Here is an 8,832-nt window from a genome sequence, read left to right as displayed (position 1 = left end):
CCCCTCCCCACCCCCCCCCCCCCGCCCCCGCCCCCCGCCCCGCCCCCCCGCCCCCCCCCCCCCCCCCCCCCCCCCCCCCCCCCCCCCCGGGTCCCGCCGTGGGTCCCGCCGTGGGTCCGCCCGCGGCCGCTAGGAACCGATCAGCGGATAGTGGTCGGACAGGTTGGTGTAGGTGTACTTCTTGCCCCAACTGGAGACCGTCCAGGGCGCGCTCTGCTCCTTGACCACCTCGTTGTGCCAGGTGGCGGGGCGGGCGTTGCCCTTGCGGTGCAGGACGTAGTCCAGGTCCTCGCGGGGGTCGTCCGGGTAGCGCTCGGAGGCGATGGAGTTGTCCCGGGTGTCGAAGGAGTACGGGTGCCCCGTACGGCCGTCGGCGGGGGCGAAGCCGCCGTCGGCGAGCATCGAGGCGTACTCGCCGCTGTGGGAGTCGACGTTGAAGTCGCCCGCCACGAGAACCTGTTCGTCCGCCGGGATGTTCTTGGCGTCCAGGAAGGCGTCCATCTCCTTGAGCTGCGAGGAGCGGGTCGCGGCCGCCTCACCGGAGCCGCAGCCCGGGTCGGTGGACTGGGTGTGGGTGCCGACGACGTGCACCTTCTTGCCGTTGACGTTCAACTGGGCATAGACGAAGCCCTTGTTGGAGTACGAGTCGGAGCCGCAGGCCTCCTTGTAGACGTACTGCTCCTTGCGCTGGATCGGCCACTTGCTCAGGACGGTCACTCCGCCGTCCTCCGGGGTCACCGAGGAGTAGGCGCCGCCGGTGGCGTCCCAGCCGTCCTTGCTCCGGCCCATGACGGGGGTCTGGTGCGGGTAGCGGTCCGCGGCGTTGGCCTTCAGCGCGTCGGACGAGGAGTTGTCGAAGGCCTCCTGGAGGACGATCACGTCCTTGCCCTGGAAGAAGTCCGCAGCCGGTATCGCCTTGGCGCGGTGGTCCTGGCCCCAGTTCGGGTAAAGGTTCTTGCTCATGAGAAACGCGTTGTATGAGAGCACCTTGAGTGCGGGAGTGGCTGAAGTCGCTGAAGTCGCGGGAGTGTCGACAGAGGCGGCAGGCGCGTCGGCGGCGGTCGCGGACGGAGCGACGGCGACGAGCGTGGCCGCGGCGAGCACCGTGGTGATCGCGGCGGCGTGAGTCCTGCGCAGCGCTGGGTGCGGCACTTGGTCTCCTGAGAGTGGGGGGTGTGGCGCCGCATATCCAATCAGCCGCGATTACTTCTGGGGATACGTCGCGTGAACAAAGATCCTGCGGCATGTGCATGACGTTTTTGTGTGGGCTGGTCTGTGTGGGCTGGTCTGTGTGGGCCGTCCTGGGCGAGCTGGTCTGTGCGAGCTGGTCTGTGCGAGCCGTCAGAGATCGGCGAGTGTGCTGTCGACCGTGTCCAGGAGTGCCTGTCGGTCGTCCTGGACACGGGCGAGGACGCGCAGGCCGTAGTACGTGCTCTGCACCCGGCGCGCGACGGCTCCGGAGTCGGCCTCCACGTCGGCCCCTGCGTCGGCCGGGGAGCGGAGCTCACCCGTGCGCCTGCCGGTCGTCACGACCGCGCGCAGCTCCTGCTCCACCCGGTCGAAGTTGCGCCGCACCGCGTCCTTGACCTCCGGGTCGAGCCCGGCGATCTCGACGGCCGCGTTGATCGCGAAGCAGCCGCGCCCGTCCGCCTCGTCGAGATCGGCGTCCACTGCGTGGACCATCATGTCCCGCAGCCGCTGTTTCGCCGGTCCTTCGCCGCGCAGGATCTCGATCTGCTCGGCGGTGATGGTGTCGTAGTAACGCCGCAGGGCGCGCAGATAGAGCTGACGCTTGCCGCCGAAGGTGTTGTAGAGGCTGGAGGGCCCGAGCCCGGTGCTTTCGCACAGCGCGCGCGTCGATGTGCCCTCGTAGCCGTGACGCCAGAACGTCTCCATGGCCGCGGTGATGACACGGTCCTCGTCGAACTCTCGTGGCCTGGCCATGGTCCTCACAGTACGGGTTTTGGAATACGCGTACAAAACGCGTGGTCCCGCTCCGCCCGCTGGAGCCGTGCCGCCCAGAGCACGGCCACCGCTCCGGCGGTGGCGAGCGCGGCGCCGACCCAGGCCACGGAGGCGTAGCCGAGTCCGGCGTCGATGGTCAGGCCGCCGAGGAGCGGGGCCAGGGTGTTGCCGACGTTGAACGCGGCCGTATTGGTGGCTCCGACCAACGTCGGGGCCGCCGGGGCGAGGGTGAACACCCGTGACTGGAGTGCCGGGTTGGTCACGTACCCGACGAGGCCGAGCAGAAAGACCAGCGCGATCACGACGACGGTGGAACCGGCCGTCAGCGCGAGCAGCGCGGAGAAGAGGGCGAGCGCGCCGAGCCCGAGGCCGAGGGTCCACAGGGGACGCGCTTCGGCCGTGCGCCCGCCGATGACCAGGCCCACCATTCCGCCGACGCCGAACAGGGCGAGGACCGCGGGCACCCACCCCTCGGACACTCCGCTCACCTCGGTCAGCAGGGGCGCGAGATAGCTGAAGGTGACGATGACCGCGCCGAAGGCGAAGGCGGTGATGGCGTACGAGAGCCAGAGCTGAGGCCGCGCCATGCCGCGCAGCTCGGCCCTAGCGGACGTGCTCCCGGTTTCGCCCCGGCCACCCGGGACCACGAGCAGCGTGCACACCAGGCTCACCACGGTGGCCGCGGCCACCGCCCAGAACGCTGCGCGCCAGCTGGAGTACTGGCTCAGGACGGTGCCGGCCGGCACGCCGACGACCGTGGCGAGGGTCAGACCGCCCGCCACTACGGCGACCGCCTTGCCCTTGGCCGCCGGCGGCACGAGGGCGACCGCGGTGGCCACGGCCACGCCCCAGTACCCGGCGTACGCGAGGGCGCTGACCACGCGGGTGACGAAGAGGACTCCGTAGCCGGGCGCGAGCGCGCCGATGATGTGGGCGACGACGAAGGCCGCCTGGAGCGAGACGAGGGCGGTCCGCCGGGGCCAGCTCAGGGTGGCCACCGCGAGCAGCGGCGCGCCGACGACCATGCCGATCGCGAAGGCCGAGATCAGCAGCCCCGCGTCCGGGATCGATACCCCCAGGTCGGCGGCCATGCCGGGCAACAGGCCGGACAGCATGAACTCCGAGGTCCCCTGAGTGAAGATGCCGAGCCCCACTATGTACACCGCAGGCGGCATTGACATACATCCTTCCGATCGCGACTTACCTTTTGAAGCACTCGCTCCAAAATCGATGATCAGGACGCTAGCACATTATGAATCGATCGCTCCAAAATGGCCGTCGCGGGGGTGCGCCCAAGCGCCGTTGTCAGTGGCGGGTGCCATTCTGATCGTCATGAATCCGCTGCACCTGACCGGTGCGAATCCGCTGACTCTGACCGGTATCGACGCGGCGCTGCGCGTCGCGTGGTCCGCCGACACCTGCTCGCCCGACGACGCCGACCGCTCCCCGTGGACCAGCGAGAACCCTGCATGGGGGCACTGCGACATCACGACGGTCCTCGTGCACGACTTGTTCGGCGGCGAGTTGCTGGTCGGCGAGGTGTGGTCGGTCGACGGAGAGCAGCAGGGCCACCACTGGTGGAACCGCCTCGCGAGCGGGGGCGAACTGGACCTGACCCGGGAGCAGTTCCTGCTCGGCCAGCGGGTCACGGTGCCGCGCTCCGTGGTGCGCCCGCCGGGTCGACTGTCGCGCCGTCAGGAGGAGTACGAGCTGCTGCGGCAGCGGTTCACCGAGGCGGCGTCGCTGACGGCGGTGACTGCGCCGCGTTGAACACTCCGGCGTATGCCGCGTGGAAGGCGGCTTCGGCGCTCGTGTGGACCAGGCGTTCGTCGATGGCGCCGCGGAGGATGAGGAGGCGGTAGTAGAAGGGCGCGCTCAGGGCCGCGATGACTTCGGTCGGTCGGACGTCCGGGGGGAGTTCGCCGCGGTCGACGGCACGGCGCACGAGCCGTGTGACGTGCTCGGTGCGCGCGGTGAAGGCGCCGCGGACGATGTCGGCGATGCGCGCGTCGTGCGCGGCCGCTGCCACGATGCCCTCGGTGAGGTTGTAGTTGCGGGGTGCGGTCTGGAAGTCGGCGATGGCCCGGGCCAGTTCGTGCAGGTCCTGGCGGAAGTCGCCGGAGTCGGGGGTGGGGATCGTCGCGCTGCGCTGGGCCACCAGGTCGACGACGACACCCTCGACGGTGCGCCAGCGGCGGCGGATCGTCGACACGTGGATGCCTGAGCGCGCGGCCAGCTTGTCCAGCGTGAGCGCCTCGAACCCGGCCGCGTCGAGCTCGTCCAGGGCTGCCGCGAGGACGGCCGCACGGGTGCGGGCCGTCCGCCCGCCGGGACGGGCCGAGCCGGGTGGTGGTCGCTCAGTCATCGGCGCCAATCTACTGGGCACTGGATCTTGAACCCTGCCGCGGTCGATCCGGGCGGATCTCGCATTGCGCCATGGGCCCGTCACTCGCTAACGTGAGCCCACCTTAATGCGTGCAGGCACGCATTAAGGATGACTCTTTGGACCACGATTTCGGGGGTTGTGAATGAAGGGGCATTGGAAGGGTGCGTACGTCGCACCAGGCGAGCGAGGGCCGCTCACAGGGAAGTTCGCCTCGCCGCTCGGCGTGATGACAATGGCGGCGCCGATGGTGATGGCGATGGCGTCGACCGGGGTCGCGCTCACGGCGGGACCGGCCTAGAGCGAGGCGAGGCCCTGATCGCGAGGGCGCGGACCGACGGCGTACTCGGCCCCGACCTCGACCTCGGCCTCGGCCTCGACTTCAGCCTCGCCCACGACCGGGCGCCTGCCGACATTGCCGCTCGAAGCGGCTGACCGGCAGGCGCCGCTCGCGTCCGTGTCCACGCCCGTGTCCACGCCCGTGTCCACGCCCGCGCCCGCGCCCGCAAGACCCACCCCGCGGCTCGACGGTTCGGCCGTCCGGGGCAGTGTGGCTCAGCCTTCAGCATTTAATCCTTTTTGTGCCGATACGTTCGCCACATGATCACCCTGGCACGGAGACTGACCGCACAGAGACTGGCCGCCACCTGCGCCCTGACCGCCCTGACCCTCACCGCACTCGCAGCCTGCGGCTCGGACCCGGCTCCGGGCAGCCGCGACGAGGCAGCGGCGCGTGCCACGGCGAGCGCTCCGCCCCGCCCCGCGACGCTCGCCCCCGGCCCCGCCGGCCTCACCCCGGTCTTCAAGAACGCCCCCCGCACCCCGGCATCCGCCGCCCCCACCGTCGCCCTCACCTTCGACGCCGACATGACCGCCGATCAGGGCCGCCGCGCCGCGTCCGGTGAGCGCTTCGACCATCCGGCGCTGGTGGCGGCATTGCGCCGGCTGAAGGTACCGGCGACGTTCTTCATGACGGGACGGTGGGCCGAGGAGTATCCGGCGCAGGCCAAGGACATCGGACGGGACCCGCTCTTCGAGGTCGCCAACCACTCGTACAGCCATTACGCCTTCACCAAGCGCTGCTACGGGCTGCCGACCGTCCCCGCCTCCGGCATGCGCGCCGACATGGAGCGCGCCTTCGCCGCCTTCCGCGAGGCGGGCGTCGAGCACCAGGTGCCGTACTTCCGTTTCCCCGGGGGCTGTTACGACAAGCGGGCCCTGCGCGCACTGGCTCCCGGCGGGGTCACGGCCGTGCAGTGGGACGTGGTGAGCGGCGACGCGTTCGCGACGGACGCCGACGCGGTGGCCAGGCAGGTGCTCGACGGGGTGCGTCCCGGCTCGGTCGTCGTCATGCACTGCACGCGCAGCGCGGCTCCCACGACGGAGCGCGCCCTGCGGAAGATCGTCCCGAAGCTGCGCGAGCGCGGCTTCCGGTTCGTCCGGGTGTCGGAGCAGATCCGGGCGGCGGGCGCACGCGGACCGCACGGACAGCGCGGATAGCCTGGCCCACATGGTCGACACCGCAGAGACCGCAGACACCGCCGAGGGCCCGTTCGCCGAGTGCGTGCTGTGCCGCGAGCCCACCGAGTACCCGGAGACGCACAAGGGCGTGACGCTGTGCCCCGTGTGCGAGTGGCACGAGGCACAGCGCACGGCCTGCTCGGGCTGAGCCACCCGGGGTCCCGCGCTTCGGGGCACTCAGCCCCGACGCGAAGCCGTCGCTCCGGCCACCCACACCGCCGCCACCGCGAGCAGCCCTGCCACCGCGGCCGACAGCGGCTGCACCGGCACCACCCCGTCCCGCGACCCCGTGACGAGCCCGGTCAGGACCGCTTTCGCGGGAGAGCCCGCGGTCACCAGGGCGAGCAGCGAGGCGAGCAGCATCACCGGGATCGCCCGCCCCGGCGAGCGCACCAGCGGCGGGCTGGTGACGGCGCCAATGGCGGTGCCCAGGAACGCGCTCACCAGCATCGCGAGCAGCCCGGCGCCGCTCGCCGCGAGCCGGTTCACAGCCGTCCGGTGATCTGTGCTCGCCGGGTCACTGATCACCGCGACGACAACGGTGGCGACGGCGCCGAGCACGGCCGTCGCGAGGAAGGCGGAGAGCGGACTGGCCAGCTGCGCCCGCAGGGGACCGACCGCCGCCGCCACGCAACTGCGGGCAGCGGGCGGCTCGTTGGTGGCGCAGATCCGCACGAGCCAGGCGGCGACGGGCAGCAGCGCGGCGGCCCCGTACGCGAGGGAGTCGAGAATCGGCTGCCCGCTCTGTACGCCGATCGCGAGGAACGCGGCGTACAGAATGACGGGGGCGAGCCAGCGCTGGGAGCGCAGGAGGAGAGCGGACTGGTAGCGGAGCAGGGCGTTCACCGGTCACGCACCTCGCTGGCCGTGGGCTCGGCGGAGGACTCGGCGGACGCGGGCTCGGGGACGGATCCCGATGCCACGGAGGGCCCTGCGGACGCGGACCCCGGAACGGATCCCGACGCCACAGACGGCCCCGCAGACACAGACCCCGCCACTGGCCCCGTCACCGACACCACATGCCACGGTGGACGCGCCGTCAGCAGTGCGCGCAAGGCGACGTCCGAGTGCGTCGCCGCCCCCCTCAGCCGCAGCGCCCCCTCCGGGGAGTGTCCGGTGACGGCACCCGGCAGAGAAGGCGGTGCGGCACCCGGAGGGCCCTGTGCCTCGATCACGACCGAAGGGTCTCCCGTGGCAGTAGCTGCGCCTTCCCGCGAAGTGCCCTCCTGCGTGAGGGCGTTCACCGCCGAGCCGACCACCGCGTACGTCATGTCCACCGCGCCCAGGAGCCGCCGGGGGTTGTGGTCCACGAAGACGACGGTGCCACCCGCCGCGACCCGCTCGGCGACCGCGCGGTCGAGTTCGTCGCGGGCCTCGGCGTCCAGGCCCGTCCACGCCTCGTCGAGGACGAGCAGCTCGGGTTCCGCGAGGAGCGCCTGGGCCACGGCGACCTTCTGGCTGCTCCCCTTGGACAGCTCCGACAGGGGCGTACCCGCGTGGTTCCCGGCACCGAAGCGCTCCAGCCACTCCGCCGCGCCGCGCGCTGCCGCGCCCTTCGCCAGGCCGTGGATGCGGCCCAGGTGCGTGAGATATCCGGCGGCCGTGAACGGCAGCGCCGCCGGGAAGCGTTCGGGGACGTACGCCGTGCGCGGCCGTCCGGCGACGCGGCCCTCGGTCGGGGCGTCGATCCCGGCCATCAAGCGAAGCCCCTGACCGACCCGATCTTCCGCCTGGCGGACTGGCAGACTGGGGCCGTGAGCAGCGACCAGACCTCCGCCGGGAACACCCGGCCGCAGGAGGCCCCAGACCCCCAGGACAGCCCCTTCCGCGTGGAGCAGACGACGCGCGACGAGGCACCGCAGTTCGTACTGCCTCTGGTGGCGCGCATCGAGCGCGCCGAGCCTCCGCACCGTACGGACGCCCTGGAGACGGCGGCCCGCGCGGTGCTCGTCATGCTCGGCGACGAGCGGTCCGTCGGTGACGGCGAGTGGGCGCAGGCCATGCGGGACTGGCAGGACGCCCGGATCCGCAAGGTGGTGCGGCGGGCCCGCGGGGCCGAGTGGCGGCGGGCCGAGGCGCTGCCGGGCATCACGGTCACGGGCAAGTCGGCGGAAGTCCGCGTCTTCCCGCCGGTGCCGCTGGACGGCTGGCCCAAGGATCTGGCGCGGCTCCAGGTCTCGGGCACGGACCTGGACGATCCGGAAGCCGTGCCGCCGCCGGACGCGGCCTCGCCGGTCCTGTGGATGAGCCCCGACGTCGAGATGTCGGCGGGCAAGGCGATGGCGCAGGCGGGGCACGGCGCCCAACTGGCCTGGTGGGAGCTGTCGGACGAGGAGCGCGCGGCCTGGCGGGACGCCGGCTTCCCGCTCTCCGTCCGCACCCCGGACGCCGCGCTCTGGCGCGAACTCGTGGCGAGCGGCCTGCCGGTGGTGCGGGACGCGGGCTTCACGGAGATCGCGCCCGGTTCCTGCACCGTGGTCGCCGACCACCCCGCCCTGCGCTGATCCGCCTCGCCCCGCTCTCAGGTGGTGACGGTGGCCACGGGGGCGAGGCCGTAGGTACGGGCGTAGCCGTTCTCGGTGCCGACGAGGAGATCGATGATCTCGAAGTAGCGGTCCCAGAACGGGGTTTCGCGCAGTGCGTCGATGAGGAGCTGGTAGGCCTCGTGGTCGTCGGCCTCCCAGACCCACACGTCGGTGACGCGGGTGGAGTAGAACTCCGTGTCGTAGAAGCGTGACCGGACGCCGGTCGTCTTCGCCTTGATCGCGGGGATGACCTGGGTGGAGAAAGCGTCCACCCGCTCCTGAACGGTCATCGCGAGCCACTCAGGTGTGGTCTTGATGAGCATGAAAGCGGTGACCGGGGGTGCGGTGTTCTCGGCGGACATGGCAGGTGCCTCCTGGGCGTCTATGGATCAGTACGTCCCTCATCTTGTGGAGGACCAAGGTGTTGCCACAATGGGA

The 8,832-nt window shown here is 71.6% G+C and carries 12 protein-coding genes; 4 read left to right on the top strand and 8 right to left on the bottom strand.

The genetic code is table 11. The annotated features are described in order from the left end of the window. Positions 1-129: 129 nt before the first annotated feature. The 3 genes from sph to ACZ5CR_RS42005 form a co-directional block, all read right to left on the bottom strand. Positions 130-1,152: a sphingomyelin phosphodiesterase gene (gene sph / locus ACZ5CR_RS42015; RefSeq protein WP_468867981.1), complete on the bottom strand. Its 1,023-nt coding sequence runs from the start codon at positions 1,150-1,152 to the stop codon at positions 130-132. A gap of 189 nt (positions 1,153-1,341) precedes the next feature. Then, positions 1,342-1,944, bottom strand: a complete 603-nt coding sequence (locus tag ACZ5CR_RS42010; protein WP_468867978.1) for a TetR/AcrR family transcriptional regulator — start codon at positions 1,942-1,944, stop codon at positions 1,342-1,344. 5 nt (positions 1,945-1,949) lie between these two features. Continuing rightward, positions 1,950-3,140 carry a Cmx/CmrA family chloramphenicol efflux MFS transporter gene (locus ACZ5CR_RS42005; protein ID WP_468867976.1) on the bottom strand — a complete coding sequence of 397 codons (1,191 nt, stop codon included), beginning with the start codon at positions 3,138-3,140 and terminating at the stop codon, positions 1,950-1,952. Positions 3,141-3,297: 157 nt separating this feature from the next. Between ACZ5CR_RS42005 and ACZ5CR_RS42000 the strand changes: the two genes are divergently transcribed. After that, entirely contained in the window at positions 3,298-3,735 is a 438-nt protein-coding gene (locus tag ACZ5CR_RS42000) for a YunG family protein (protein WP_468867974.1), read from the top strand. Here the strand turns inward: ACZ5CR_RS42000 and ACZ5CR_RS41995 are convergent. Continuing rightward, positions 3,692-4,330 (bottom strand): TetR-like C-terminal domain-containing protein, encoded by a 639-nt coding sequence (locus ACZ5CR_RS41995; RefSeq protein ID WP_468867972.1) that lies wholly within the window; start codon positions 4,328-4,330, stop codon positions 3,692-3,694. The genes ACZ5CR_RS42000 and ACZ5CR_RS41995 overlap by 44 nt on opposite strands. Positions 4,331-4,645: 315 nt before the next feature. Beyond that, complete coding sequence (locus tag ACZ5CR_RS41990; protein WP_468867969.1) at positions 4,646-4,864, bottom strand: hypothetical protein; 219 nt, start codon at positions 4,862-4,864, stop codon at positions 4,646-4,648. Positions 4,865-4,948: 84 nt separating this feature from the next. Here ACZ5CR_RS41990 and ACZ5CR_RS41985 point away from each other — a divergent pair, with 84 nt between their 5' ends. Further along, entirely contained in the window at positions 4,949-5,848 is a 900-nt protein-coding gene (locus tag ACZ5CR_RS41985; protein WP_468867967.1) for a polysaccharide deacetylase family protein, read from the top strand. Positions 5,849-5,858: 10 nt separating this feature from the next. Further along, a complete protein-coding gene (locus tag ACZ5CR_RS41980) occupies positions 5,859-6,017 on the top strand; it encodes a hypothetical protein (protein WP_468867965.1) in 159 nt (52 codons plus the stop codon). Positions 6,018-6,046: 29 nt separating this feature from the next. Here ACZ5CR_RS41980 and ACZ5CR_RS41975 read toward each other — a convergent pair whose 3' ends face one another. Together ACZ5CR_RS41975 and ACZ5CR_RS41970 are read right to left on the bottom strand one after the other, a co-directional pair. Next, entirely contained in the window at positions 6,047-6,715 is a 669-nt protein-coding gene (locus tag ACZ5CR_RS41975) for an ABC transporter (RefSeq protein WP_468867963.1), read from the bottom strand. Further along, positions 6,712-7,614: an ATP-binding cassette domain-containing protein gene (locus ACZ5CR_RS41970; protein WP_468868021.1), complete on the bottom strand. Its 903-nt coding sequence runs from the start codon at positions 7,612-7,614 to the stop codon at positions 6,712-6,714. Before ACZ5CR_RS41970 ends, ACZ5CR_RS41975 begins: the two co-directional genes overlap by 4 nt. A 9-nt stretch (positions 7,615-7,623) precedes the next feature. On the opposite strand from ACZ5CR_RS41970, the gene ACZ5CR_RS41965 reads away from it, so the two are divergent. After that, positions 7,624-8,373 carry an aminoacyl-tRNA hydrolase gene (locus ACZ5CR_RS41965; protein WP_468867958.1) on the top strand — a complete coding sequence of 250 codons (750 nt, stop codon included), beginning with the start codon at positions 7,624-7,626 and terminating at the stop codon, positions 8,371-8,373. Between the two features lie 17 nt (positions 8,374-8,390). On the opposite strand, the gene ACZ5CR_RS41960 is transcribed toward ACZ5CR_RS41965, so the two are convergent. Then, positions 8,391-8,756, bottom strand: coding sequence for a darcynin family protein (locus ACZ5CR_RS41960; protein WP_468867953.1), 366 nt, complete (start codon positions 8,754-8,756; stop codon positions 8,391-8,393). Positions 8,757-8,832: the final 76 nt, after the last annotated feature.

This window comes from Streptomyces sp. NPDC031274 (assembly GCF_055570235.1).
The sequence above is the reverse complement of the archived record's forward strand: the minus strand, read 5'-3'. Positions and strand labels throughout refer to the sequence as shown.

Bases quoted from the DNA above. Each gene is read 5' to 3' on its own strand.
- ACZ5CR_RS42000 (WP_468867974.1), top strand. From the start codon at position 3,298: ATGAATCCGCTGCACCTGACCGGTGCGAATCCGCTGACTCTGACCGGT.
- ACZ5CR_RS42010 (WP_468867978.1), bottom strand. From the start codon at position 1,944: ATGGCCAGGCCACGAGAGTTCGACGAGGACCGTGTCATCACCGCGGCC.
- ACZ5CR_RS41985 (WP_468867967.1), top strand. From the start codon at position 4,949: ATGATCACCCTGGCACGGAGACTGACCGCACAGAGACTGGCCGCCACC.
- ACZ5CR_RS41980 (WP_468867965.1), top strand. From the start codon at position 5,859: ATGGTCGACACCGCAGAGACCGCAGACACCGCCGAGGGCCCGTTCGCC.
- ACZ5CR_RS42005 (WP_468867976.1), bottom strand. From the start codon at position 3,140: ATGCCGCCTGCGGTGTACATAGTGGGGCTCGGCATCTTCACTCAGGGG.
- ACZ5CR_RS41960 (WP_468867953.1), bottom strand. From the start codon at position 8,756: ATGTCCGCCGAGAACACCGCACCCCCGGTCACCGCTTTCATGCTCATC.
- ACZ5CR_RS41995 (WP_468867972.1), bottom strand. From the start codon at position 4,330: ATGACTGAGCGACCACCACCCGGCTCGGCCCGTCCCGGCGGGCGGACG.